This is a genomic window from Actinomadura craniellae, assembly GCF_003289645.1.
Classification (GTDB): Bacteria; Actinomycetota; Actinomycetes; order Streptosporangiales; family Streptosporangiaceae; genus Actinomadura_D; species Actinomadura_D craniellae.
The window spans coordinates 126769-152024 of record NZ_QLYX01000008.1; the positions used below are offsets into that span (position 1 = coordinate 126769).

Genomic DNA, 25256 nt, shown 5'->3' on the forward strand with positions numbered 1-25256 from the left:
CGGACCCTGGTGAACCCGGCCGTGCCTGCGAGCCGTTGCAGGATCGCCGTGCGCCGGCGGCCGCCGACGTGGTTCGGCGCGCGGTCGCGCCTCGCCCTCGCGGTGGGCGTGGCGGTGTCGCTCGCGGCACTGGGCTGCGGCTGGCCGTACTGGCGGGCCGAACCGCCGGCGGCCTTGGTCGCGCTGCCGAGCTGCGGCGGGTTCGCCCTGGCGGGCGGCCTGCTGGTCGCCGGCCGGCGCGGGCGGCGGACCGGGGCCCTCTTCCTGGTCGCCGCGGTCGCGTGGGCGGCCACCTGGTCGGCGAGCTGGAACACCGGCCCGCTGCCGCTGACCTCCGTGTTCGCCCAGTCCGCCTTCTTCTTCGCGATCGTGACGGGCGCCCTGCTCTACCCGTCCGACCGGCTGGAGCGGACCGCCGAGCGGGTGTTCGTCGGCGCGGCGGCACTGACCCTGTTCGGCGGCCAGCTCGCGCTGTGCCTCGTCTCGCGGCCGGAGTGGAACGGCTTCGCGCCCGCGGCGTTCTGGCCGGCGCCGCTGGCCGACCAGGTGCTCTTCGGCCGCGTCCACCGGGTGCTGCTCGCCGCCCTCGCCGTCCTCGCCGGGACCCTGGTGATCCTCCTCGTCCGCCGGCTGCCGCGCGGCCGGCGGCCGGAACGCCGGTTCGCCGTGCCGGTGCTGGCCGCGGTGACGACGATGGTCGTCGCCGGCCTCGCCAGCCAGGGGTCGCTGGTCGACACCGGGATCCGGCTGGACGACGTGCTGCGCGTCTACGTCGTCCAGGGCCTGGCGGCCGTCGCGCTGCCGCTTGCCTTCCTGGCCACCGGGCTGCGCCGGAGCCTGGCCGAGCTCGCCGCCGCGGAGCGGATGTTACGGCTGACCGCGCCCGTCTCGATCGAGAAGATCCGGGACGCGCTGCGGGACGTCCTGCACGACGACACCCTCGACCTGTGGTTCTGGGTCCCGCAGGACGCCGGTTACGTGGACGCCGCCGGGCGCGCCGTGGACCTGCCCGGCTCACCCGCCCCCGGCCGCCGGCGCCGGCAGGTGGACACCGAGGACGGCGCCCTGCTCGCCGTGGTGGAGGTCGACGCCGCGCTCACCGGCCACCCGTCCCTGCTGGACGCGGCCCTGGCGGCCGGCGGCCGGGCACTGGAGACCGCGCAGCTCCAGGCGACCGCGCAGGCGCACCTGGAGCGGGCGCGCGCCGCCGGGGAACGGCTCGTCCGCGTCCAGACCGCCGAGCGGGAGCGGCTGGCCGGTGACCTGCGGCGGAGCACCCAGCACCACCTGCGCGAGCTGGACGCCATGCTCGAACTGCTGGAGTCGGCCGCCACGGACCCCACCGCGCGCGACCAGGCCCGCGCCTGCCGGGGCGAACTGGCCGAGGCGGTCGCCGAGATCGGCCAGCTCGCGCGCGGGGTGCACCCGGCGATCCTGACCAACGGGGGGCTGCGGCCAGCACTGGAGACCGTCGCCGGGCGCGCCGGGGCGTCCGCCGACCTGCCCGACCGGCGCTTCCCGCCCGAGATCGAGTCCACCCTGTTCTTCGCGCTCTGCGAGGCGCTGGCCAACGCCGTCAAGCACGCCCGGGCCACCGACATCCGGCTGAGCGTCCGGGCGGAGCCGGGCCGCGTCCTCGCCGAGGTCCGCGACGACGGGACCGGGCTCGCCCGCCCCGGCCAGGGCGAGGGCGGCCTGGCCGGCGTGATCGACCGCGTCCGCGCCCTGCGCGGAGACGTCACCGTGGAGAGCGTCCCCGGCGAGGGCACGACGGTACGCATCTCGGTGCCCTGCGACTAGGCCGGATTCCCTACGGCGGTGCCGGTGCTCTCCAGGGTGAGGGGTACCGAGCGGCTTCTCGCCCGTCCGTCCTGACGGACGACTCATGCGGTGGGAGGGAGACCTACCGGGCTGCACCGGGTTCCCGGACGCGGCGGGACGATTACTTCCCGTGCGGGTCGTGGGCGTTGACCGTCGCGACGACGTGGTCGTAGTCGCCGCGCGCCTCGCCGTAGCGCAGGAACTTCACCCGCTCGACCTGGATCTCCTTCGCGTCGGGTTGGGCCTCGATCAGCGCGACGGTCTCCGCCACGTACTCGTCGAGCGGCATCGCCGCCTCGTTGTCCTCCTGCCCGGGCAGCAGCGGGGTGCGGACGGACGGCGGCTGGAGCTCCATGACCCGCACGCTCGTGTCGGCGAGTTGCAGCCGGATCGACTCGCTGAGCATGTGGATCGCGGCCTTGGACGCGTTGTAGCTCGGGGTGACCTTGAGCGGCGTGAACGCCAGACCCGAGGAGACGGTGACGATCGTGGCGTCCGGCCGTGTCTGCAGGTGCTCGACGAACGCGGCGATGAGCCGGATCGGGCCGAGCACGTTGGTCGCCATGGTGGCCTCGGCCGAGGCGAGGAACGACTCGGGCCGGTGCCAGTCCTCGACGCGCATGATGCCGGCCATCGTGACGAGGACGTTGAGGCCCGGGTGCCTCGCCAGCACCTCCTTCGCGGCGGCGTCGATGCTCGCGGGGTCCGTCGTGTCGATCCGCACGGTGTCGATGCCGGGGTGCTCGGCGGCGATCCGGTCGAGCGACTCGGTGCGCCGGCCGCCGACGATGACGGTGTTCCCCCGGGCTTGCAGCGCGAGGGCGAGGGCGAGACCGATGCCGCTGGTGGAGCCGGGGATGAAGATGGTGTTTCCGGAGATGTCCATGCTCGAAGCCTCGCCGGTCGGCCGGCGCGGGGGCAGAGACCGGTCATCGGGGGATCGGCGGTCCCTGGCTGGCGCGAAGAACCGGCAGATAATGGGCGTATGGATCGTGCAGCACTGGCGGGTTTCCTGCGCAGCCGCCGCGAGGCGCTGCAACCCGGGGACGTCGGGCTCCCCGAGGGCGCGCGCCGCCGGGCCCCGGGCCTGCGGCGCGAGGAGGTCGCGGCCCTCGCCGTGATGTCGACCGACTACTACACGCGGCTGGAGCAGCGGCGCGGCCCGCAGCCCAGCGAGCAGATGCTCGCGTCGCTCGCCCGGGCGCTCCGGCTGACGGGCGACGAACGCGACTACCTGTTCCGGACGGCCGGGCACAACGCCCCCGCACCGGTGTCGGCCGCGACGCACGTCGCCCCCGCCCTGCTGCGGGTGCTGGACCGCCTCGACGACACCCCGGCGCTCGTCCTGTCCAACCTGGGCGAAACGCTCGTGCAGAACCGGATGGCGGAGGCCCTGTTCGGCGACACGTCGGGCTGCACGGGCCTCGCCCGCAGCGGGATCTACCGCTGGTTCACCGACCCCCGCGAGCGGCTGCGCTACCCGGAGGCCGACCGCGACCGGCAGAGCCGCGCCCAGGTCGCGAACCTGCGCGCCGCCCACGGGTCGATGGGCCCGCGCTCGCGGGCGGGCGAGCTCGTGCGGGCGTTGCGGAAGGCGAGCGCGGAGTTCGCCGAGTTGTGGGAGCGGCACGAGGTCGCCCGGCGCTTCGAGGACCACAAGACGCTCATCCACCCCGAACTCGGCCCGATCGAACTGGACTGCCAGGCGCTGTTCACCGAGGACCAGTCCCAGGCGCTGCTCGTGCTCACCGCCCCGCCGCGCACCGAGGGCCACGAGAAACTGCAACTGCTCGCGGTCCTGGGCCAGAACCGCTTCGCCGACGCCGACCGCGGCTAAGCCGCGTCTCAAAGTGAGGTCCGCAGCCCCCGCGGCACCACCAAAGCCCGCCTCCGGCCCCTTCCCCGCGTGATCGTTGCGGATAGGTGGGGCTGGGACCCCACCTATCCGCAACGATCACTGATGCAGGCGCTTGTGCCGGGGCGATGGTCGGGGTTCGGAGTTGGGTTCGATCTGCAGCCTGGTATTCCGGCTGCGGCCTGGCGTTCCGGGGCGGGTGGTTTCCGGGTCGTCGTGGGTCAGGTGCTGCGGAGGTGGGTGAGCAGGTGGGCCCACTCTGATGCGGTGAGTTCGAGGATGACGCCTGGTGATCCGGCTTTGGAGTCGCGGACGCCGATGGTGCCGTCCGGGGCTTTGGCCACCTCTACGCACTCGCCGTTCGGTTCGCTGTGCTGCGACTTGCGCCATCCCGTGTATTTTTTGGTCATGTTGGCGTTCCGGGGTGGGGTGTTTTTGGGATCATCGTGGGGCGTCAGGTGTTGCGGAGGTGGGTGAGCAGGTGGGCCCACTCTGATGCGGTGAGTTCGAGGATGACGCCTGGTGATCCGGCTTTGGAGTCGCGGACGCCGATGGTGCCGTCCGGGGCTTTGGCCACCTCGATGCAATCACCGTTCGGTTCGCTGTGCTGCGACTTGCGCCATCCCGTGTATTCCTTGGTCATGTCTTCGATTCTGTCTGTCTGGTCAGCCGATTGGCCACCTGGCTGAGGAAATTGAGGCTGTCGTCGGAAGGGAGGGCCACATCCAGGAGCCGGTTGTACATCCCGGTGTACTGGGCCAGTTCGTGGCGCTGGGTGAGCACGAGGTCGGCGGTGACGGTATCGATGATCGCTAGCGGTGGGTCGGCTGGATCAGGGAAGGTGTAAAGGGAGAAGGATGCCTTCGGGAGGAAGCCGCCGGGAATCGGGGTATCCGATGGCAACACCCGCATAGTGATCCGGTCCTCGGCTGAAACCACTGTGATCAGGTGTCTGAGCTGGGTGGCCTTGACTTCTGGTGGTATGGCCAGTCGGTGGATCATGCATTCGTCGAGCACGGCTTCGTAGGTCGGGCCGTCCGGGCTGAGAAGGTGCTGCTGGCGGCGGGTCCGGGCGTCGGCCATGCGCTCCGGGCGGTAGTCGAGTGCCCCTTGGTGTTGATCCAGTTCGACCATCGCGTCGATGAACTCGGGGAGCTGGAGGACGGCGGGAAAGGCCGTCTGGTTGTAGCTGCGGATGGTCTCGGCTCCGGACTCCAGGTCGGCGTAGAGGCGCTGCCGGGGACCCATGGCGTTGCCAAAGCGGTCCCACCAGCCCTTGCGGGCTGCCGTGCGGGCGAGACCGAAGATCTTGTCGTACTGCTGGCCGGTGACGTCCAGGGTTTCGAGAAGCGTGACGATGTCGGCGAGGTCGGGGCGGATCTGGGCGTTCTCCAGCTTGGAGATCTTGGTGCGGGACTGGTAGACGAGCCGCGCTAGTTCGTTGGTCGTGAGGTCGCGATCCTCACGTAGCTTGCGGAGCTCCTGGGCGAGGCGGCGGCGCCGGACGTAGGGACTGGTCATCAGAGACCTCCGAGGAGTGCGGACACAGGCGCTCTGACCACGTCCGATTACCTTCCGTGGGCGTCGGCAACGCTATGCGTCCGCCGGGAAGGAACACCGCCGATTGGCCTGATGCGGTCATAGGGCTCGAATGATCGCTACTCCCGGCTCAGGAACGCCCCACTCCCGAACGTTCGCAAGTGGAACGCACGGCTCCAGAAGAACCGGTTCTTGATCAGGTTGCTGCCGGGCGTGCGGTGGTAGTCCGCCGTGACTCCGGTGAGCCGGTCGCGTCGAGCGTTTCGCGGAGAGCGCGGACGGCCTTCGGGTCGACTCCGTGCATCGCCGGCAGTTTGGCGGCCCGCTGCTCAGGGGGTTGTCCTGCCCTTCGCAGGGCTCAACTTTATTCGAAACGGTGATTCGGTCGAAAAAGGGCGGGCATGGCCATGGTTGAGGCGTTGGAATCCGGCCGATGCGAGAGGGAATACCGATGGTGGCGTGGAGGTTGTCGGTCGAGTCCGCGAACCCTCGGGAACGCTTCATCCGGCACCGTAATTTTGAGGCCCGTCTCGACAATATTTCCGGGCATCAGGCGGAGAAGGACGGCACGTTTGCCGTTGTCCCCGGCCTGGCGAACGGGAATCTCTTCTCTTTCCAGTCGTTCAATGTCGATAATCACTACCTTCGGCATCATAACTTCCGCATGAAGCTGGGCAGGCATGTGCCGGGCGACAGGGTCTTCGAAGAGGACGCGACGTTTTATCTTTCGCCGTCCCTTGCCTTCGTCGATGGACTTTTAATGTACACGTTCTCCTTCCGGTCGTTCAATAACCCCGATCGCTACGTCCGGCATCGAAATTTTGAGATCTGGCTCGACAGGTTCGAGGACAGCCCGCAGTTCAGGAGCGATGCCGCGTTCATCCTCAGGCGCGCACTTTTCACGGCGATTTAGCTGCTGGCCGGGGCGCCGACCCACCCTTCGGAGCGGACGCGCCCCGCGGCTTCACGTGTTGTCGGGGAGCCAGCGGCGTAGCCGGTCCCTGGGCACGGTCGCCGCGACGTGCCAGAGCTTGAGCCTGGGGTCCCACTTCGCCTGCACCAGGCGTTTGGCTTCGTCTTTCTCGGCGAACGGGACGTCGAGGTAGCGACGGCCGTCGATCACATCTCCGGGGGAGGCTCCGTTGGCCGACGGCGAGGGGGGCCGGGGCGCGGGCTGCCCCGTCTGGGCGGGGCGGTCCGTGCGGGCGCGGTCCACGATGCGGCGCACGCGTTCGCAGGACGTCGGGTCGGTGATGCGCATCATCAGGTCGGTGGAGCCGGCGTGGGCCAGCAGGTTGAGGGAGCCGTGCCAGAGCACCGCGTCGTCGATGATCATGACTTTTTCGTGCATGCGGTCGCGCGCCGAGATCTGGCAGCCGGCCGACTGGAGCATGCGGCAGAGGCCGGCCTCCCGCGTGTCGGTCTCGTGCCGCCGGGTGTGCACGGTGACGCGGAGGCCCGCGTCGATCCGTGGCTTGAGCCGCTGTAGCCAGTGCTGTACCGGTCCCGGGTGCAGGAACGCGCAGTAGATGTCGATGCTGCCGCGGGCGTGGGCGATGTCCCATTCGATGGCGCGGGGGACCTCGTCGGCGGGGAAGAACGCGGGCCGGGCCAGTTCCTCCGCGTCCAGGTCGCCCAGGTCGGCGGCGCTGCGTACGGGGACCAGTTCCTCCACCGGGATGCGCTGGGCGTGCCGTTCGAGATGGCGGAGCATCCGGCCAGCCTCGCTGGCGGGACTGAGCGCGCCGTGCATGAACCTCACGTTGGCCACCACGACAAGGTGGTCCTGCGCGCGGCTGAGCGCGACGTTCAGCAGCCGGCAGGTCGCCGACGACAGGCCGACCCCCTCGTAGAAGAAACCGAGCCGGTCACCGGCCCCGGCGACGGTGTCGATCACGACGAGGGGCCGCTGGCTGCCCTGGAACCGGTGGACGGTGTCCACGAGCCCCTCGTAGGACTCGCCGAACCGGTAGGTCAGGCTCGCGCCCAGCACCCTCTTCTGGTTCTTGTACGGGCAGATGACGGCGAGGCGGCTCGTCGCCCGCTCCTCCTCGGGCAGGTCGGTCCGCTTGCGGGCGGGCAGTACCGCGTCGTACTGCAGTCCCCTGATCAGCTCGTGGATCACCGCCTCGTGGACCGGGTTGGCGGTGTGGGCGTCCCTGCCGGCCCCGCCGACGACCCGGCTGGAGGTGTCGATGAGCACCAGCGGGCTCTCGATCAGCGGTGACGAGGGCAGCCTGCTGCCGTCCGCCCGGCCGGTCAGCAGCGGAGCGTCGGGGTAGGCGACCTCGTTCACCACCGCGCAGATCGCCGGACGCATTCGGTACTGCTCGTTGAGGGCGACCATTCTGGGATCGGTACGGACTCCGCTCCGGGGATCGACCAGCCCGGCGGCGTGGAACGCGTCGCGGTCCATCCAGGTGCGCGAGTGCTCCTTGTCCTGCGGGGCCGCCCTGCGGCTGCCGGAACCGTGCGTGACGGCGGGCAACTGCCGGAAGTCACCCGCCACCACGACGCGCTTACGGGCCATGCCCGCCGCGCACCAGGCCGCCGGCAGGTTCACCATCCCGGCCTCGTCGATGACCACCACGTCGACGCCGGCCATCAGCGTGCGGGACTGGACCGCCTTGGAGACCGTCGTTCCCATCACCCGGCAGCGGCTCCGCACCGCTTCAGCGATCTTCTGCCGCTCGCCGTGCAGTTCGTCGAGCTGCTGTTGCAGTTGTTTCGCGTCCTCGCGCAGGCGGTCCAGGGGCGGCCGGCCCTGGACTTGGGCCAGCAGCGGTGCCAGGGCGGATTGAGTGGACGCCAGGTCCGCCGCGCAACGTTCCCGGTCCGCAAGGGCGCCATCGTGCCGGCGCCGGCACGCCTCCAGGTCGCCGCGGTGCTGGTCCAGCCCGTGCCGGAGCTCGTCGAGCCTGGCCTGCTTGCGCTGGGCGAACAGCCCGGAGGGCACTCCGATCCGGTCGATCTGCTGCCGGGTCTCCTGGACGTGCCCGGACGCCGCCCGCACCCCCTGCGCGGCCTCGGCGATGAGCCGGTCGATGGCGTGCAACTGCCGCTGGAGATTGTCGAGGTCACCGGACGCCCGCGCCGCCTTCTCGTGCGCGGCGATGTCCCTGCGGACGTCGTCGAGCCGCGCCGTCGCTTGGACGATCTGCGCGTCCAGCGCCGTGGCGAGCCGGTCGGCGATGAGGGCCGGGGAGATCTGCTCCCCGTACTTCGCGGCGAGGGAGGGGACCGAGATGTCTCCCGCCCGCTGGACCAGACCGGAGTCGAACCCGGGCTCCCCGGCGAGCAGGTCGCACATCCGTTCCAGCGCCTGGTCGACCGCCACATGCGTGGGGGCCAGGAACAGGACGCGCAGGTCCTGCCGGTAGCAGCCCTCCACGATGTACGAGACGACCTCCGTCTTGCCGGTGCCCGGCGGCCCCCAGACGAAGGTGATCTCGCTGCCGAGCGCCTGCTCGATGGCCTGCCGCTGCCGGACGTTGAGCCGGTGGCCGCGATAGCCCCGGATGAGCTGGTCCGGGTCGCCGCACCGGCCGAGGCGCGGGTTCCCCTGGCCGACCAGCCAGCCCGCCGTGGTGAGGTTGACCGCAGGGTCACGGCCGCCCACCTGGTGCAGCCGTTCGGCCAGCGCTTCCAGCCCCGCGGTCTCGTCCTCGACCAACTGCGCGTTCGACGGCGGGGTTCCCAGGTCCATGGCCGTGACCACCCGGATCTTCCCGTCGGGCATCCGGGAGACCTCGGCGGGCTGCCACGGGTCGCGGGAACGGTCGGGCCGGATCAGCAGGTCCTTGGCCCCCAGCTCCTCCCGCCACCGCCGGCAGGAGAACAGGTACTCGCGGTCGTCTCCGGAGCGGCGGACGAGCCGGCCCGAGTGCAGGGAGATCTTCTCGGCGCTCCCCATGTCGGCCTGCCGGATCGCGGTGATCTCCGCCTGCACCGCCCGGCGGAGGTGCGCGACCGGGTACGGCTCCGCTCGACTTTCCGGCATCGAGATTCCCCCACCCCGCAAACCCGCTGTATCGGAAGAAATTTACCAAACCCTTGACTTCCGGTCAGTCGATCGCCGGTCGAGTTCCGGCGCAGGGCCGGCCGGTGACCATGCGCACCCGGCAGTGGGTGGCGGCCGAGGCCGCTGGTGGCTCGGTGGGCCGGCAGGAGGTTGAACAGGGATTCCGTAGCAGGAAGAGGCGACGTAAGGAAATTTGCGCCACTGTGTTTCAGCCGAAGGATTTGGGCTCGAGGCTGCGGAGACGAGTGAGCAAATCGGCCCACTCCAACCGAGTGAATTCAAGAATGGCGTCCGGTGCCCCAGCCTTGGAATCGCGGACGCCGATGGTGCCGTCAGCGGCACGGGCTACCTCCACGCAGTCCCCGTTGGGGTCGCTGTATCTAGACTTGCGCCAGTGCTCGTACTTGGCGGTCATGTTGATCGTTCCGTCCCGTCGTTCAGTTGATCGACCACGTGGGATAGAAAGGTCAAGCTCTCCGTTGGGGACAGCGCAACCTTCTTCAAGAGATCGTAGTGCCCGGTATATCGGGCCACTCCGCGCCGCTCGATGAGCATGAGGTCGGTGGTAACCGTGTCAACTACCGCCATCAGTGGGTTCGCCCTCTCAGGAAAGGCGTAGAGCGAGAAGGATGACTTCGGCATGAGGCCGCCCGGTAGGTAGGCGTCATGACGCAGCACGCGAAGAGTGATCCGCGGTTCCGCCGAGACGACTCCGACCAATTGCTGGAGCTGGGCACGCATTACGGGACGTGGTACGCCGAGGCGATAGATCACACACTCGTCGAGTACGGCGTCGTAGGTGGGTCCATCTTGGCTGAGGAGGTGTTGTTGACGGCGAACTCGGGCCTCGGCCATGCGTTCGGGGCGGTAGGTGATGGGACCGGCGGCTTGGTCTAGCCCGATGAGTGCGGCTATCAGCTCGGGTGTTTGCAGGACGGCCGGGATGCCGGTCTGGTTGTAGCTGCGGATGCTCTTGGCCCCTGACTCCAGGTCGGCATAGAGGCGCTGGCGGTCGCCCATGGCATTGCCATAGCGGTCCCACCAGCCCTTGCGGGCTGCTGCGTGGGCGAGTTCGTGGATCTTGTCGTACTGCTGGCCGGTGACGTCCAGGGCTTTGAGGATGGTGACGATGTCGGCGAGGTTGGGGCGGACCTGCGCGTTCTCCAGCTTGGAGATTTTGGTGCGGGACTGGTAGACGAGGCGGGCCAGCTCGTCGGTGGTGAGGCCGCGGTTCTCGCGTAGCTTGCGGAGTTCCTCGGCGAGGCGGCGGCGCCGGACGTAGGGGCTGGCCATCGGAGACCTCCCGGGGCTTGCGGACACGAGCGCGCTGACCACGACCGATTACCTTCCGTGGACGGCGGCAACGCTATGCGTCCGCCTGAGAAGAACACCGCCGATTGGCCTGATCCGGTCATAGGACTCGAATGATCGCTACTCCCGGCTCCGGAACGCTCCACTCCCGAACGTTCGCGAGCGGGAAGGCATGAATCAGGCGTCCGGGCTGATCGAGGCCGCGATTCGCCCCTTCCCGGCGTCACGGCGTGTGAGCATGAGGCCACTGCGCACGAGGCGCCCCGCCTCCCGTCACATCCCAGCCCGCGAGGTGCACATGCTTCCCACCCTGCCCGTGAACGCGGCGCCCGCGCCGCTCTACTGGCGGCGGACCTTCCCCGGCGGTTTCGAGCAGGCCCGCGCCGCCCGCCGGTTCGTGACCTGCCTGCTGGACGGGCACCCCTGCCTGGACGACATGGTCCTCGCCGTCGACGAGCTGGTGGTGAACGCGCTCCGGCACACCAAGTCCGGCCAGTGCGGCGGCTCGTTCACCGTGGAGGTCCTGTGCCGGGACGGTGGTGTGGCCGTCTCGGTCGCCGACCAGGGCGGCCCCGGCGAGCCCGCGGCCCGGGACGCCGCCGACACCGACGAGTCCGGCCGGGGCCTGCGCACCGTTTCCCTCACCGCCGAGACCTGGGGCTGGCACGGCAACGACCGGGGGCGCACGGTCACGGCCGTCTTCGAGGCGGAGCGGGTGGCGTGACCAGCGGTCACGGTGCCGTCCACGAGTGGGTGCGGCGGCGGGTGCACCCGGTCGTCACCGCCGCCCTGCGGGCCGATTCGCACGCCCTCGGTGCGGCCCTCGCCGTCCCGTCCGGCGGCGGGCTCGACCCGCACACCAGCGACTTCGTCCGCGACGCCCGCCGCCTGGTGCTGGTCTGCGCCACCGGCCTCACCGCCGTCCTGGAACTGCACCGCCCGGCCCGTGACCGCTCTGGCCGGGACGTCTGCCGCGCCTGCGGTGCCGTCGGCTGTCCGACCCTCCGCCTGGTCGCGGAGGTCCTCGCCGCGCACTCCGCCCGGCCGGCCCCGATCGACCGCGCCGAGGCCTGGCGCCGCGCCGACGCCTGCCTCGTCCGGCGGCCGGTCCCGCTCGACGTCCGCGAGTTCGAGCACGGCTTCGTGGCCCGCCCGGCAGCGGGCCACGACAAGGACCGGCGGCGGCCGATGCGCTGGCCGGGGTGAAGCACACGGAGAGCGGATGGCTGGCCTGGACGCACAACGGTGTCAGGCTCGCCGACCTCCGTGCCGGGCTCAAGTGACCTCAGGGGGTTCGCTCACCCGGTGGGCGGAGACGGTGACCTGGACTTGAGGATCGCGACCGCTGGTATGAAGTCAGCTGGTGTCGATGTCGGCTTCGCCCACGCCCGAGTCGGTGGAGAGCCCGAACGATGACATGAAGGCCCGTTCCCGCTCGGCGAGCACGCTCTGGCGGATCTCGATGAAACGCTCGTCGTCTCCGGCGGCGAGCCGCCGCATGGCCTTGTCGGGAATGCCGTGGCTGGTCAGGACATGCTCACGGAACGCACTCCCCGGCAGGTCGAGCAGTGTGCTCCGCACCGAGGTGCGCGGTGCCGTCGGCATGATCAGACGGTTTGCGGGGCTCGACGCGGCAGGGAGCCCCGGCTTGATGATGATGTGCCGGTAAGCGCTCGTGGCGCCGCGGGCGAGGATGTCCACCGGCCGGATCTTGTTGCCGTCACCGTCCAGGCGATCGGGGAACTCTTGCAGTTCCCAGATGATGAACGCGCGCACCCGGGCGCTCCGCATGTCGAAGCGGCTGGGAAAGGGGCGGGCTCGTACCGCTTCCGGGGTCACCGTGCCGGAGTCGCGCGCGAACCTCCGCATCTCCTGGATGGACTGCTTGATCTGGGTCGTGTTGGCCCCTGCGAAGTGGCCCGACCACGATGTCACCCAGAACCACCGCTTCAGCTCGTCCACTTGGCGGGCGTTCGGGGACGGGCAGTGGTGGAAGAAAGTGGTGAGCAGCATCAGTTGCGCGTCGTAGGGGATCAGCCGGGCGAGCGGCACGCCGACTGTGTCGCGCAGGAAGATCACGGCGTGGGCCAGAGCCTCCTCGGTGTCGTCGGCAGCTTCCTGGAGCTTGGTGCGGACCCGCTTGGCCAGGACGTCCCAGCGGCCCTCCTGGACATTGTCCTCACCGGTGACCGCCAGTACCGCCCGGAAGATGGCGTCGGAGGAGATCTCGCCGAAGCCCGTGTCGGCGATCTGCTCGACCATCGCGTCCAGCCGGTCGGCCAGGGTCGGCTGCCCGCTGGTCTGGTAGGTGAGGGCCGACACCATCTCGGCCGGGCGCATCGCCTGGCCGGTGCTGTTCACCCGGGAGAACACCTCGACCGCGTCGGACAGGGATCCGTCGACCAGCCGCACCACCGCGATCTTGTAGGACCTGATCCGTTGCGCGACGACCTCGGCCTCGTTGGTCAGGCGGTCGACGTCCATGTCCGGTGTCGCGCGCTTGGCGAGGTCGCGGGCGTACGCCAGGAAGTCGCGGGTCCGGAGCACCGCCCGGAGCGGCAGGTAGTTCGCCGGCGGAGGCTCGGCCTGTTTCCAGTGCCGGTACCGGTTGGGCCCGTCCTCCACGTCGCCCAGGACACGGTAGGGCCACCACATCCAGTCGCTCTGCTCGGTCGATCGCTTCGCGTCGGCGGGCCTGCGCAGCGTGGCGTACAGCGTGGACAGCCGCTGGTGGCCGTCGAGCACGTAAGACACCGGCCGGGCTGGTCTGGGTTCGGGGACAGGGAGGTCCCCGATGTGGTCCAGGGAGGCGAGCCGGTCGGAGGTCTCCCAGAACAGCAGGCTGCCGATGGGGTAGCCGCGCTCGATACTGTCGAACAGGTTGAGGATCTGTTCAGGGCGCCAGACGAACGGCCGCTGGAACCTGGGCACCCTGAGCTCTCCGTCGGCGAGCGGGCCGAGTACCTGCTCCATGAGCATGATCTCCGGCTTGACGTCGATCTCGTATTCGTCGGCGGCCATGGCCCATCCCTATATGATCTCGCGGATCATCGCGAGCATGGCGCGGAGCTCGTCGGGGACGTCGGGCCCCACGTCGGTCCGGAAGTCCTCCTCAGTGAGGATGTCCGCGTGGTCCAGCAAGCAGCTGATCATTTTAGGGCCGAATCCACTTGTCAGATCCTTGCAGAGTTCAGCGGAGAGGCCGCGAAACAGCGACTTCTGCTGGGCGGGGACCTTGTTGTTCTTGAACCCTTTCTTCATGTCGTAGTGGCCGCGTTGCGCCTTGCTGAGCCGCGCCAGAGCGTCAGCCCTGGTCTGATCCTGCTGCTGGCAGTCAAGCTTGAGCAGGCACTTGTCCGGGACGTAGTTCTCGATCTCCCGCAGCCTTAGCAGATGGACCTTGACTTCCTTGGCACGCAGCGTGGCGACCTTCGCGTCATGTTGTGATGGGGCGTCCGGCAGCAGGCGGTCGCTGTCCAGAACCACGGCGACCCGAGGTAGCCGCCTGAACCGGTCGCGCTTGTCCGCGGCCCGGCGGAAGACACCGCCAGAGCCGCCACCATGGTCGATGACGAGCCAGTCCTTCTCGATCGCGGTGAGGATGTCACCGGCCTTGAACACTTGGGCGATCGCGGTGATGAAGCCGCCGTCCGTGGCGTCGTCCTCGACCATGACCACCGCCGGCCGGGTGAGATCCGCCACGTGCTCCTTGATGTCCTCGGGTGAGACCACCACCGGCGTCGGGTCTGCCGGTGTGCGGTAGGCGGCATGCTGCAGGGCGGCTTGGCGGGCGAGGCTCTTGTACCCCGGTGCGAGCTCGGGCACGTGCCGGTCGAGGAAGGACTCCACTGCTTCGACGAGCAGCGGGCCGACCGCCCATTGGTGGCGCTCTTCGCTGAAATGGTGGAGAAGGAGCACGACCTCCCGGGCGTGATCATCTGTTGCGAACACCGCTGCTGTCAGCTCAACGCGCATCGGTCTCCAGCCGGCTCTCCTGGGCTACGGCCAGTGCCCGAACCTCTTCGAAGTTCTCGGCGAAGATGCCCTTGGGCCAGTAGCCGACATTGCCGAACTCGTCGACGTCGATCCGCCGGACGGTCGACGACGCGCCGTCGCCGTCGACGAAGTAGAACGCCAGATCGCTGGCGCGCAACCTTCGCTCGGCGACCCGGCGGCGCAGCCGCAGCAGGAAGGTTTCGCTGTGCGTCTCGATCAGGAAGCGGACGCGCCGGTTGCGGATGGCTGCGATGTACAGGTCGGCCAGCGCCGCCTGGGCGGACGGGTGCATGTGCAACTCGGGCTCTTCGATGATCTCCAGAATGTGATTCTTCGGGGGAACGAGTTCGTCCTGGGCCCGTTGGACGAGGATGGGGAGCACCTGGGCGACTCCGGTGCCGGAGTCTGTGGCAGGCACCCAGAGGCCCCGGGTCACGGTGGACTTCAAGCCGACTGAATATGCGTCGTAGCGCGGGACGACCTCCAGCTCCCATCCGGGGAGATGGTCGCCGAGATACTCGTTGACCTTGTCGATGAGCTGGCCACCTCGCCGGACATGGTCGTGAATGAGGATCTCGGCGGTACGGCTGCCGAACTCGTCCTGCTGGGGAGCCCTGGCCGACAGCCGCCCCAGCCGGGTGAGCCGGGTGCGGAACGGTCCTAGATGCCGGATTTCATCGAATTCGGCGATGAGGGACGGTGCATGGCGAATATTTCTCGGTACCAGGCCATGGAACCGGACGCGCTTCTCCTCGTCTGGCCGATGGTCGGCAGAATTGATCTGGTAAGTCCGTTTTTCCGTGTCGTCGTCACTGTCGTCCGCATCCAGCCACTCAAGAGAGGCCCGATCTTCGGGAACTCCGAATTCCCACTTGCTGACGACCTGGGTCTGCCACTCGGCGATGTTCTGAACGGTCGCGGACAGCCGCAACGAGCCCTGGAACTCCAGTTCGATCCCGATGCTGCCGTGCTCCAGGCGTTTGTGTACGAGATCGACGAAGTCCGGCGTATCGTCTCCCAGTTGCAGAAGATCGAGCGGGACGGGCGAGTCACCGTGAATGCCGGTGGATATCACCAGCGGTGCCCGTACCAGAGCGCTCTTACCGGAGTTGTTCTTGCCGAGAACCACGGTGATCGGCCGGAGTTCCAGTTCCTGCCGCTCGGCAAAACAGCGATAGTTGGTGAGTGCCAGTCGCACCAAGGCCATGAACTCACCCTAGTGCGCTGATACCCGCCACGGCCTGCGATTTCACAGCACACGATGTTGGACCGTTTGCCTGGAGTTCTGCCATAACCAACCCATCTGTGCTCAGGGCTTCGGACGCCGCTGTGATCTGTGACGAACTGACCGAGTCCGTCTGCAACGATCTGCACGGCCCTGCAGCGGGAGAGGACGAGGAGTTCGGGACGCGGCGAGGGCCCGCGCCGGGGCGCGGGCCCTCGCCGGAACGGTCAGCCGGTCACCGGCAGGTTGCCGGGGACGGGGGTGGGGGCGGGGGCGGGGGAGCCGGGCGGGGAGGCGGCGGGTGCCGCGGGGGTGCAGCTGACGGAGGCGACGCTGAGCGTCTGGACGCCGGGGATCGTGAGTTCGATCGCGGTGACGGACAGGCCGCCGCCGGGCTTGCGCACCTGCTTGTTGAGGACCAGCGTGACCTTGCCGACGCCGTCGAGCGACACGGTGAGGGCGCTGTTGGGGGCCGGGCTCGCCTGGAGCCGCCGGCCAGCCAGCGTGACGTCGGCCAGGTGCGTGGTACCGGTGGAGTTCGTGCACCGGGCGGTGATCACCCGGGCGGAGAGAGCCGCCCTGGCGACCCGTAGCTCGGCGACGCTCGACCGGGCGTGGCCGGCCTTCGCGGTGGCGGTCAGCGCGGAGGCGTCCGCCAGCGGGTTGGCGGGGAGCCGGACGACGCTCATGCTCTCCGGCCGTGGCCCGGATGACGACACCAGGGGGGTGGGGGGAATCGTCACGGGGCCGTTGGCGGCGAGGGCGTGGGCGGCGCCGTGGCCGCCGGCGGCGGCGTGCGAGGCCGGTGCCGAGATGGTCAGCGGTGCCGCGACCGCCGTGGCGAGCGCGAGGGACTTGGCGAGATGTGTGGGGCGCATGGTTCTTCCTCCTGGGATGTGCAGAGCGGGAAAGGGGGGTTACTCCGTGACGACGACGGGCGTGCCGAGCGGGACCTTGGCCAGTTCCGCCAGCGCGGCGGCGGGGACCCGGACGCAGCCGTGGGTGACGGCCTTGCCGAAGACGGACGCGTCGTTCCAGCCGTGGAAGGCGACGGTGCCGGGCCCGCCGCCGAAGGTGTCGAGCGTCTCCGAGTGGGAGCCGACCGGCAGGACGAGCGGGCTGAAGGTGGGGCGGGACGGCTTGAGCAGGGCGAGCATGAACGTCCGCCCGGTTGGGGTGGGGGTTTTGGTGGCGCCCACGGCCACCGTCCAGCTCCCGATCCTGCGGTCGGACTTGGTGATGGTGAGCCGGCGCGCCTTCGTCCGCACCCGGACGGCGTAGGGGGTGTGGGCGGTGGTCAGCCGGGCGGCGGACTCCGGGATCCACCCGGTCGTCCCGTTCGGCCGGCTGGGGAGCAGCACCCGGCGCCACCCCGGCCTGGTGTCGATCACGGGGACCCAGGTGGGGCCGTCCAGTTGCCTGTTGGGCAGTGCGGCCACGGGCGGGCCGCCCGGTTCGGACGACACCGGCACGGTGGCGCTGGGATGGACCACCGTGCCGGCGTCGGCCGTGGACGGCTCGATGTCCAGCGGCAGGCCCCGCAACGTGGTGAACGTCGTGGCCTGCGGCAGTTTCGCCAGGTCGATCGCCGGGGGACGGCTGGCCCCGACCTTTCCGTCGGCACCGCAGCCCGTCGCCAGCGTCGCGACGGCCGCCGTGGCCGCGGCACCCGTCACGAGACGGCCGGACCGCCGGGCGCTACGGCGTATTCGTAAAGAACGATGGTTCACGGCAACTCCAAGGGGACCGGGACTTCCCGGAAGCGAGAGTGGTTACTCAGCGCAAGGGTGAATAACCCGCGAGAGCCACATCCCTACCATCCGCAACCGTGCCATCACAGGGAATTAATGGATTCGACGCGGTGGACGCTTCCGCCCGCATATCTCCGGAACGCCGTGACCTGGGATATTCGTAGAAAGTCTGTTCCGCCTAGTTGATTAGGAATTCCCGAATTATCAGAATCGGTGACGCTCGCCCGCCGGTCACCGCCCGTGAGCGCGGCGCGGGTCAGCCGCCGAGCAGGTCCTCGAACGGCGTCGGGTCGGCGAAGGGGTCGTTGATCGTGGGCGGGTCGCGCCGGTCGGCCTCGCGGGCGAGCTCGCCGGCCGCCCGGTCGATCCGGTGGACCAGGGAACCCTGGGCGGTGCCGCCGTCGCCCCAGTCCTCCGGCGCGGCGAACACCGCGGTGGGCACGACGACGGCGCGCAGGTAGGAGAAGAGCGGCCGCAGCGCGTGCTCCAGCACCAGCGAGTGCCGGCCCGTCCCGCCGGTGGCGGCGATCAGCACCGGTTTGTCCACCAGCGCCGTCTCGTCGAGGACGTCGGTGAACGTCTTGAACAGCCCGCTGTAGGACGCGGCGAAGGTCGGCGTCACCACGATCAGGGCGTCCGCCCGGGCGACGGTGTCGTGCACCTCCTGGAGCTCCCGGGACGGGTAGCCGAGCAGCAGGTTGTTGACCAGGTCGTGCGCGTGCTCGCGCAGCTCGATCGGGTGGGCGTCCACCTCGGCCCCGAGCCGTTCCAGCTCGCGCCGGGTCGCCCCGGCCAGCCGGTCGGCGAGCATGCGGGTCGAGGACGGCTGCCGCAGGCCGGCCGACACGACCGCGAGGGTGCGCCTCATCGGGCCGCCTCCACCGTCGCGAGCCGCGCGGCCTTCAGGGAGGCGTGCGTCGGGGCGTCCGGGACGTGGGCGGGACGGCCGATCGCGAACTCCCGGCGCAGCACCGGCACGATCTCGCCCAGCGCTTCGATCTGCCGGAGCACGGTCTCGTGCGGCAGGCCGAGGGCGTCCACGTTGAAGACCTGGCGCTGGTAGTCGCCGGCCGCGTACTCGCGGAAGGCCAGGATCCGGTCGATCACCTGCTGCGGGCTGCCGACCAGGAGGGCGGTCTGCTCCAGCGTCTCCTCCAGCGACGGGCCGCCGCCGTACACCGGCGAGCTGTCGAAGTAGGGGCGGAACTCGCGGATCGCGTCCTGGGAGTTCTTCCGCACGAAGAGCTGCGCGGCCAGGCCGACGATCGCCTGGTCGGCCGAGCCGTGCCCGTAGTGCTCGAAGCGGCGGCGGTAGAGGGAGACCATCCGCTGGACGTGTTCCTTCGGCCACAGCACGTTGTTGTGCAGGAACCCGTCGCCGTAGTAGGCGGCCTGTTCGGCGATTTCGGGGCTGCGGATGGAGCCGTGCCAGACGAACGGCGGGATGCCGTCCAGCGGGCGGGGGGTGGCGGTGAAGGACTGGAGCGGGGTGCGGAACTTGCCTTCCCAGTCGACGACGTCCTCGCGCCACAGGCGGTGGAGGAGGGCGTAGTTCTCGACGGCGAGGGGGATGCCGTTGCGGATGTCCTGGCCGAACCAGGGGTAGACGGGTCCGGTGTTGCCGCGGCCCATCATGAGGTCGATGCGGCCGTCGGCCAGGTGTTGCAGCATCGCGTAGTCTTCGGCGATCTTCACCGGGTCGTTGGTGGTGATCAGCGTGGTCGAGGTGGACAGCACGATCCGCTCGGTGCGCGCCGCCACGTGACCCAGCAGCGTGGTGGGTGAGGACGGCATGAACGGCGGGTTGTGGTGCTCGCCGATCGCGAAGACGTCGAGGCCCACGTCCTCGGCCAGCCGCGCGTACTCCACCACCGCCTTGATCCGCTCGTGCTCCGAGGGCGTCCGTCCCGTCACGGGATCGGCCGTCACGTCGCCCACACTGAAGATTCCGAACTGCATCCGAATCCGCCTGTCCAGCTCGTCTCGACCACTGTCACCGTCAGGCAACCGGCGGCACTCGAACTAAATTCCTTGACTGAGCAAGTATTTTTTGGGGTGTTACCCTGCGCCTGCGACATGTTGCCGAGCGTTGTTCGGTGCGGTGGGCACGGTATCCGCGGGTCCGGCGGCCTGTCGTCGCCCGGGGCGTCGCGGCGGTCGGGCGGCTCCGGCCGGGACGTGCCCGCGATCATTCGCCCGGCGGGAGACCGCGCGCCGCCCTGCTCGGCCGGGCCGGAGTGCGCGCGGCCCGCCGTCCGCTGTATGTCCGGTTTGCGGCGGGTTGAGATGGAGAAAAGGCCGTACGGAAGGGGAGGCGATGGCGGATCGCGGGCGGGTGGCCTTCGTGCTCGGCGGCGGTGGCGCGCTGGGCGCGCACGAGGTCGGGATGCTCAAGGCCCTGCACGAGGCCGGGATCAGCCCGGACGTCGTCGTGGGCACCTCGATCGGCGCGATCAACGGGGCGTTCGTGGCGGCCGACCCGGACAAGGCCGTCGAGCGGCTCGCCGAGCTGTGGGCCGGGCAGGCGGCCCGGGAGGCGTTCGGCGCCCCGCCCTGGACGCGGCTGTGGACGCTGGCCCGGTCAGGCACCCACCTGCACCCGATCGGGCCGCTGTGCCGGACCCTGGAGGAGGTGCTGCCGGTCACCGACTTCCACGACCTCGCGGTGCCGTTCCAGTGCGTGGCCGCCGGCATCGAAACCGCGATGGCGCACTGGTTCGCCAAGGGGCCGCTCGTCCCGGCCGTGCTGGCCTCGTGCGCGGTGCCGGGCCTGCTGCCGCCGGTCCGGGTCGGCGAGCACCACTACTTCGACGGCGGCCTGGTGCACAGCATCCCGGTGGGGCGGGCCGTCGAACTCGGCGCGGACACGATCTACGTGCTGCACGTCGGGCGGATCGAGCGGCCGCTGGCACCGCCGCGCTGGCCCTGGGAGGTCGGCATGGTCGCGTTCGAGATCGCCCGGCGGCACCGGTTCTTCGAGGAGATCGCCACGGTCGGCGACGGGGTGCGGGTGCACGTCCTGCCCGCGGGGGCGACCGAGCGGCAGCGGGTCCCGCGGCGGCCCGGCGGCGCGATCACCTTCCGCACCGAGCGGGCCTACCAGGCGACGCTCGACTACCTGGAACGGAACGGGTAGGCCGCGATGCTCCCACCGAGACTCGTCCGCCGCCTGCTGTTCGCCCCGGTGCTGCTGGTGCTCACCGTCGCGCTCGCGGTGCTCTTCCTGCCCGCGCTCCTGGTGGCCACGCTGATCTCGCTGGTGTTCGACGGCCGGTACCGGGCGGTGCGGCTGCTGCGGTTCGCGCTGGCCTGGGCGTACGCGGAGTCCTGGGCGGTGCTGGCGTGCCTGGTGGTCTGGCTGGGCAGCGGCCTGCGCGGGCGGGTGCGCGCCGAACGGCTCTGGGACCGGCACTACGACATCGTCCGCCGCTACGTCGCCGGGATCTACCGGGCCGCCGAGCGGTACCTGACGCTGCGGGTGGAGGTCGACGGCGAGGCGCCCGACCCCCTGCCGCGCCGCCCGATCATCGTGCTGAGCAGGCACGCCGGGCCGGGCGACTCGCTGATCCTGATCCACCACCTGCTCACCGGCTACGGGCGGCGGCCCCGGCTGGTGATGAAGGACTTCGTCCAGTTCGACCCGCTGATCGACATCGCCGTGCACCGCCTGCCGAACGTGCTCGTCCGGCAGGCGGGCGACGGCATGACCCAGGACATCTCCGAACTCGCCGAGGATCTGGGGGACCGGGACGCGCTGGTGCTGTTCCCCGAGGGCGGTAACTTCACCCCGCACCGCCGGGAGCGCGCGATCGCCCGGTTGCGCCGGTTGCGCCGCCGCACCGAGGCCGCCCGCGCGGCCCGCATGCGCCATGTCCTGCCGCCCCGCCCCGGCGGGGCCCTCGCCGCGATCGACGCCGCTCCCGGCGCCGACGTCGTCTTCGTCGCGCACAGCGGCCTGGAGGACTTCAACTCCGTCGGTACCGTCTGGCGCGGCCTTCCCCTCGCCGTTCAGGTCCGCGCCCACTGGTGGCGGATCCCCGCCGAGGACGTCCCCCGGGAGCGCGCGGCCCAGGTCGACTGGCTGTTCGCCCAGTGGGCCCGGGTGGACGCCTGGATCGAGGAGGCCCGGAACCCCGCCCGCGATCTGGACACCGCCTGACCCGCGGGTCAGGCCGACAGGGACGCGGGGACCCAGAGGCCGTCGATCGTCTGCTCGGCGGCGGTGCGGCTGGCCTCGGCCAGCGGGATCAGTTCGGCCATCGCCGGCGTCACGGCGGCCAGGGTGAGTTCGGCCGTGATGAAGCGCGGCCGCAGACCCGTGAACGCCAGGCCGTGCGGCAGCCACTGTTCCGCGTGGTCCCACCCCTCGCGGGGCGTGCCGGGGCCGTAGCCGCCGCCGCGGCTGGCGAGCACCAGGAACTCGCGGCCGTCGAGCAGGCCGGTCTGGGTCTCGGGGTCGTAGGCCAGGCCGGGCGCGAGGAGGTGGTCGACCCAGGACTTGACGCTGCTGGGCACGCCGTAGTTGTACAGCGGCAGCCCCAGCACGATCGTGTCCGCCCGGCGCACCTCGTCGACCACCCGGTGGCTCAGCGCCCACGACGCCGCCTGGGCCGGCGTGTGCTGTTCGGGCGGCACCATGCGGGCCAGGCCGCCGGCCTCGTCGAGGTGGGGCAGCGGGTCGCGGCCCAGGTCACGGTAGGTGACGGTGCCGCCGGGGTGCGCGGCGCGCCAGACCTCGACCGCCCGGGCGCTGAGCCGGCGGCTGACGGAGTCGTTCCCCTTGATGCTCGAGTCGACATGCAGCAGGTGAGCCATCTTTCTTTCCTCTCCATGGATCGTTTGTGTAAGGCAAACGATTTATACCACATGGATGGATGATGTCCGGTTACACTCGGGACGTGACCCAGCTGCCCGTGGTCGACCAGCCGCCTCCCCTCTCGGGAGCGCTGCTCGAACACCTCGCGCGCCGGATCCGGCTGCGCGCCGAGGCGGTGCTGGCACCGCTGGGCCTGCGGCCACGGCACCTCGTGGCCCTCACGGTGCTGCGGGTGCACGGCGAGTGCTCGCAGCAGGCGCTCTCCGCCACCCTGGCGATGGACGGGACGAACATCGTCGGGCTGCTCAACGAGCTCGAGACCGGCGAGCTGATCGAACGCCGCCGCTCCCCCCAGGACCGCCGCCGCCACATCGTCGAGATCACCGACACCGGAAGGGCGCTCCTGGCCAAGGCCGAGTTCGCCCTCGCGGCGGCCGAGGACGAGGTGCTCGGCGCGCTCGACCGGAACCAGCGCGAGACGCTCAACGCCCTGCTCCAGCAGGCGACCGCCGGCGAGCTGCTCGTCTTCACCGAAACCGGCGGTGCCTGAGGCCGCCCGGCGAGGGTTACCTGGGCCACGGCAATCCGAGGCCGCCCGTGCCCGCGTAACCGTAACCTCGGCGTAGGTGACAGCGCGTCACCGCCGGCGAGGCGCGCCGCCTCGGGTACGACGGGAGCCCTCATGTCCGAGTCCGCCGCACCGCCCCCGCTGGAGGCCCTGTCGGCCGAGCTCGCCACGCTGCGGCCCCGGATGGACGCGGTGAGCCTCGCCATCCACGCCCGGCCGGAGCTGAAGTTCGCCGAGTTCCACGCCCGGGAACTGCTCACCGGCTGGCTCGCCCAGGCGGGCTTCGCGGTGCGGGCCCCGGCGGGCGGGGTGGAGACCGCCTTCGTGGCCGTGCACGAGGGGACGTCGCCCGGCCCCCGCGTCGCCGTCCTCGCGGAGTACGACGCGCTACCCGGCATCGGGCACGGCTGCGGCCACAACCTCATCGCGGCCGGGGGCGCGGCGGCGGCGATCGCGGTCGTGCGCGCGCTGCCCGAGCACCCCGGCACGGTCGCCGTCATCGGCACGCCCGGCGAGGAGATGGGCGGCGCGGGCAAGATCCGGCTGGCCGAGGCGGGCGTCTTCGACGGCGTGGACGCGGCGGTGATGTTCCATCCGGGCGACCGCTCGCTGACCGCCCGGCCCGGGCTGGCCGCGGCGCACCTGCGCGCCGCCTTCACCGGGGTGAGCGCGCACGCCTCGGTCTCCCCATGGGAGGGGCGCAGCGCGCTGGCCGGCGCCCAGCTGTTCCTGCACGCGCTGGACGCGATGCGCCAGTTCGTCCCGCCGACCGTCCGGCTGCACGGCATCGTCTCGGCCGGCGGGCAGGCGCCGAACGTCGTGCCGGCCGACGCCGCCGTGGACCTGTACGTCCGGGACCGCACGGCGGCCTCGGTCGAGGCGCTGGTCGAGCGGGTCCGCGCCGCGGCCGAGGGCGCGGCGCTGGCCACCGGGACCCGGGCGCGGGTCGGCGAGACCGGCCCGATGTACGCGGAGCGCCGCAACAACCTGGTGCTCGCCGAACGGTTCGGGGAGGCGGTGCGCGCGCTGGGCGTGGACATCGCGCCCGGCGACCCGGACGGTCCGGCCGGCTCCTCCGACATCGGCAACCTCTCCCACCTGCTGCCGGTCATCCACCCGTACATCCAGATCGCCGACACCGGCACGCCCGGCCACTCCGTGGCGCTGCGCGAGGCGGCGGCGACGCCCTTCGCACACGAGCGCACCCAGGTCGCGGCGGCCGGGCTCGCCCGGGTGGTCGCCGACCTGCTCACCCGGCCGGAGTTCCTGGCGGCGGCCCGGGCCGAGTTCCGCGGCGCGAGCCGTCCCGTGCCATGCCGGTCGTGATCGTCCTGGCGGGGGCGGACCCGGCCCGGTTCACCGTCACCGTGTCGCCCCTCGCGGAGCTGGCCGCGAGCCTGCACGTGCTGACCGAGCACACCCACCACCCCGAGCACGCCACCTGGGCCGCCGAGGTCACCCGGGCCGCCCCGCCCGCCTTCCGGTCCGGGCTGCGGCGGTTCGCACCGCTGTGGACGCCGCTGCGCTGGCGCGCCTTCTACCCGGGGCTCGCCGCGCCCTCCCTGGACCGGTTCGCCGAGCTCACCGCCTACACCTGCGCCAGCGGCTACCGCGGGTTCGACTTCGGCCGCGTCCTGCACGATCCGGGGCAGGCCGCCGCGCTGCGCCGGGCCGCCGCCCGGCTGCCGGAGCCGCACCCGCGCCTCGCCGACGACCTGCTGCGCGACCCCGAGGCGCTGCGCGCGGACGTCACCGGCTTCCTCGACCTGTGCCGCGAGGTCTTCTTCGGCGACCTGTGGGCCGAGACCGAACCCGTCCTCGCCCGCGCCGCGCACCGCGTCCGGCGGCGGCTCGCGGACGAGGGGCCGGCGGCCGCCCTCGTCTCGCTCAGCCCGGCCAGCGCGCACCTGGCCGGGCCCGCCCGGGTCGTCTTCGACAAGGTGCACCACGTGGTGATCAGCCCGGCCCGGACCCCGGTCCTGCTCATCCCCACCCGGTACGGCGCTCCGCACCTGCTCGCGAAGAACGAGCCGGGACTGCCACCCGTCGTGCACTTCCCGGTCGAGGCTCCGGACGTGGGCGTCACGCTCGCCCGCAGCCGCCTGCTGGCGCTCACGGACCCGAGCCGGGTGCGGCTGTGCCGGCTGATCGCCCGCCAGGCGATGACCACCGCCGACCTGGCGGACCGGCTGTCGATGACCCGCCCCCAGGTCTCCCGCCACCTGCGCGTCCTGCGCGAGCTGGGACTGGTGCGGGTGGAGCGCGCCGGCCGCTACGTGTACTACGGGCTCGACCTCGCGGCGGTCGAGCGGATCGGGCGGGACGTGGCGACGGCGTTACAGCACTGAGGCCC

The 25256-nt window shown here is 70.9% G+C and carries 25 protein-coding genes; 10 read left to right on the plus strand and 15 right to left on the minus strand.

Annotated elements, in window-relative coordinates; genetic code table 11:
* Positions 1-48: 48 nt before the first annotated feature.
* Positions 49-1800, plus strand: coding sequence for a sensor histidine kinase (locus DPM19_RS18590; RefSeq protein WP_111869211.1), 1752 nt, complete (start codon positions 49-51; stop codon positions 1798-1800).
* 142 nt (positions 1801-1942) lie between these two features.
* Here the strand turns inward: DPM19_RS18590 and DPM19_RS18595 are convergent, their stop codons facing one another.
* Positions 1943-2707: an SDR family oxidoreductase gene (locus DPM19_RS18595; RefSeq protein WP_111869212.1), complete on the minus strand. Its 765-nt coding sequence runs from the start codon at positions 2705-2707 to the stop codon at positions 1943-1945.
* A 99-nt stretch (positions 2708-2806) separates the two neighbouring features.
* Between DPM19_RS18595 and DPM19_RS18600 the strand changes: the two genes are divergently transcribed.
* Positions 2807-3658: a helix-turn-helix transcriptional regulator gene (locus DPM19_RS18600; protein ID WP_111869213.1), complete on the plus strand. Its 852-nt coding sequence runs from the start codon at positions 2807-2809 to the stop codon at positions 3656-3658.
* A 239-nt stretch (positions 3659-3897) separates the two neighbouring features.
* Here the strand turns inward: DPM19_RS18600 and DPM19_RS18605 are convergent, their stop codons facing one another.
* From DPM19_RS18605 to DPM19_RS18615, 3 genes are read right to left on the minus strand one after another with little or no spacing between them, the layout of a single operon-like run.
* Positions 3898-4086 (minus strand): DUF397 domain-containing protein, encoded by a 189-nt coding sequence (locus DPM19_RS18605; protein WP_111869214.1) that lies wholly within the window; start codon positions 4084-4086, stop codon positions 3898-3900.
* 44 nt (positions 4087-4130) lie between these two features.
* Complete coding sequence (locus tag DPM19_RS18610) at positions 4131-4319, minus strand: DUF397 domain-containing protein (protein WP_111869215.1); 189 nt, start codon at positions 4317-4319, stop codon at positions 4131-4133.
* Positions 4316-5197, minus strand: a complete 882-nt coding sequence (locus tag DPM19_RS18615; RefSeq protein WP_111869216.1) for a helix-turn-helix domain-containing protein — start codon at positions 5195-5197, stop codon at positions 4316-4318. The genes DPM19_RS18610 and DPM19_RS18615 overlap by 4 nt, the downstream gene beginning before the upstream one ends.
* 469 nt (positions 5198-5666) lie before the next feature.
* Here DPM19_RS18615 and DPM19_RS18620 point away from each other — a divergent pair, with 469 nt between their 5' ends.
* A complete protein-coding gene (locus tag DPM19_RS18620; protein WP_158566817.1) occupies positions 5667-6128 on the plus strand; it encodes an AbfB domain-containing protein in 462 nt (153 codons plus the stop codon).
* A gap of 51 nt (positions 6129-6179) precedes the next feature.
* On the opposite strand, the gene DPM19_RS18625 is transcribed toward DPM19_RS18620, so the two are convergent.
* From DPM19_RS18625 to DPM19_RS18635, 3 genes are all read right to left on the minus strand, one after another.
* A complete protein-coding gene (locus tag DPM19_RS18625) occupies positions 6180-9215 on the minus strand; it encodes an AAA domain-containing protein (protein WP_111869218.1) in 3036 nt (1011 codons plus the stop codon).
* Positions 9216-9444: 229 nt separating this feature from the next.
* Positions 9445-9651, minus strand: coding sequence for a DUF397 domain-containing protein (locus DPM19_RS18630; protein ID WP_111869219.1), 207 nt, complete (start codon positions 9649-9651; stop codon positions 9445-9447).
* On the minus strand, positions 9648-10529 hold the full coding sequence (locus DPM19_RS18635; RefSeq protein ID WP_111869220.1) for a helix-turn-helix domain-containing protein: 882 nt from the start codon (positions 10527-10529) through the stop codon (positions 9648-9650). The genes DPM19_RS18630 and DPM19_RS18635 overlap by 4 nt, the downstream gene beginning before the upstream one ends.
* Positions 10530-10845: 316 nt before the next feature.
* On the opposite strand from DPM19_RS18635, the gene DPM19_RS18640 reads away from it, so the two are divergent.
* The gene (locus DPM19_RS18640) at positions 10846-11271 is read left to right on the plus strand and encodes an ATP-binding protein (protein ID WP_111869221.1); all 426 of its coding nucleotides are present in this window, start codon (positions 10846-10848) and stop codon (positions 11269-11271) included.
* Entirely contained in the window at positions 11268-11753 is a 486-nt protein-coding gene (locus tag DPM19_RS18645; protein ID WP_111869222.1) for a hypothetical protein, read from the plus strand. The genes DPM19_RS18640 and DPM19_RS18645 overlap by 4 nt, the downstream gene beginning before the upstream one ends.
* 150 nt (positions 11754-11903) lie before the next feature.
* Here the strand turns inward: DPM19_RS18645 and DPM19_RS18650 are convergent, their stop codons facing one another.
* The 7 genes from DPM19_RS18650 to DPM19_RS18680 form a co-directional block, all read right to left on the minus strand.
* Positions 11904-13568 carry a DUF262 domain-containing protein gene (locus tag DPM19_RS18650; RefSeq protein WP_111869223.1) on the minus strand — a complete coding sequence of 555 codons (1665 nt, stop codon included), beginning with the start codon at positions 13566-13568 and terminating at the stop codon, positions 11904-11906.
* Between the two features lie 9 nt (positions 13569-13577).
* Positions 13578-14522 (minus strand): hypothetical protein, encoded by a 945-nt coding sequence (locus tag DPM19_RS18655; protein ID WP_111869224.1) that lies wholly within the window; start codon positions 14520-14522, stop codon positions 13578-13580.
* Positions 14512-15750 (minus strand): AAA family ATPase, encoded by a 1239-nt coding sequence (locus DPM19_RS18660; RefSeq protein WP_111869225.1) that lies wholly within the window; start codon positions 15748-15750, stop codon positions 14512-14514. The genes DPM19_RS18655 and DPM19_RS18660 overlap by 11 nt, the downstream gene beginning before the upstream one ends.
* 245 nt (positions 15751-15995) lie before the next feature.
* Positions 15996-16646, minus strand: coding sequence for a choice-of-anchor P family protein (locus DPM19_RS35320; protein WP_158566818.1), 651 nt, complete (start codon positions 16644-16646; stop codon positions 15996-15998).
* Between the two features lie 39 nt (positions 16647-16685).
* Positions 16686-17444, minus strand: a complete 759-nt coding sequence (locus DPM19_RS18670) for a L,D-transpeptidase family protein (RefSeq protein ID WP_233510424.1) — start codon at positions 17442-17444, stop codon at positions 16686-16688.
* A 331-nt stretch (positions 17445-17775) separates the two neighbouring features.
* Positions 17776-18387 carry an FMN reductase gene (locus DPM19_RS18675; RefSeq protein ID WP_111869226.1) on the minus strand — a complete coding sequence of 204 codons (612 nt, stop codon included), beginning with the start codon at positions 18385-18387 and terminating at the stop codon, positions 17776-17778.
* On the minus strand, positions 18384-19478 hold the full coding sequence (locus DPM19_RS18680; protein ID WP_111869227.1) for an LLM class flavin-dependent oxidoreductase: 1095 nt from the start codon (positions 19476-19478) through the stop codon (positions 18384-18386). Before DPM19_RS18680 ends, DPM19_RS18675 begins: the two co-directional genes overlap by 4 nt.
* 358 nt (positions 19479-19836) lie before the next feature.
* Here DPM19_RS18680 and DPM19_RS18685 point away from each other — a divergent pair, with 358 nt between their 5' ends.
* Both DPM19_RS18685 and DPM19_RS18690 read left to right on the plus strand, forming a co-directional pair.
* Entirely contained in the window at positions 19837-20655 is an 819-nt protein-coding gene (locus DPM19_RS18685) for a patatin-like phospholipase family protein (protein WP_111869228.1), read from the plus strand.
* Between the two features lie 6 nt (positions 20656-20661).
* Complete coding sequence (locus DPM19_RS18690; RefSeq protein ID WP_111869229.1) at positions 20662-21678, plus strand: 1-acyl-sn-glycerol-3-phosphate acyltransferase; 1017 nt, start codon at positions 20662-20664, stop codon at positions 21676-21678.
* A gap of 8 nt (positions 21679-21686) precedes the next feature.
* Here the strand turns inward: DPM19_RS18690 and DPM19_RS18695 are convergent, their stop codons facing one another.
* Positions 21687-22334 (minus strand): FMN-dependent NADH-azoreductase, encoded by a 648-nt coding sequence (locus DPM19_RS18695; protein ID WP_111869230.1) that lies wholly within the window; start codon positions 22332-22334, stop codon positions 21687-21689.
* 83 nt (positions 22335-22417) lie between these two features.
* On the opposite strand from DPM19_RS18695, the gene DPM19_RS18700 reads away from it, so the two are divergent.
* The 3 genes from DPM19_RS18700 (at position 22418) to DPM19_RS18710 (ending at position 25251) form a co-directional block, all read left to right on the plus strand.
* The gene (locus DPM19_RS18700; RefSeq protein ID WP_111869379.1) at positions 22418-22885 is read left to right on the plus strand and encodes a MarR family winged helix-turn-helix transcriptional regulator; all 468 of its coding nucleotides are present in this window, start codon (positions 22418-22420) and stop codon (positions 22883-22885) included.
* Between the two features lie 132 nt (positions 22886-23017).
* On the plus strand, positions 23018-24229 hold the full coding sequence (locus DPM19_RS18705) for a M20 family metallopeptidase (protein WP_111869231.1): 1212 nt from the start codon (positions 23018-23020) through the stop codon (positions 24227-24229).
* Complete coding sequence (locus tag DPM19_RS18710) at positions 24226-25251, plus strand: ArsR/SmtB family transcription factor (protein WP_199485161.1); 1026 nt, start codon at positions 24226-24228, stop codon at positions 25249-25251. The genes DPM19_RS18705 and DPM19_RS18710 overlap by 4 nt, the downstream gene beginning before the upstream one ends.
* Positions 25252-25256: the final 5 nt, after the last annotated feature.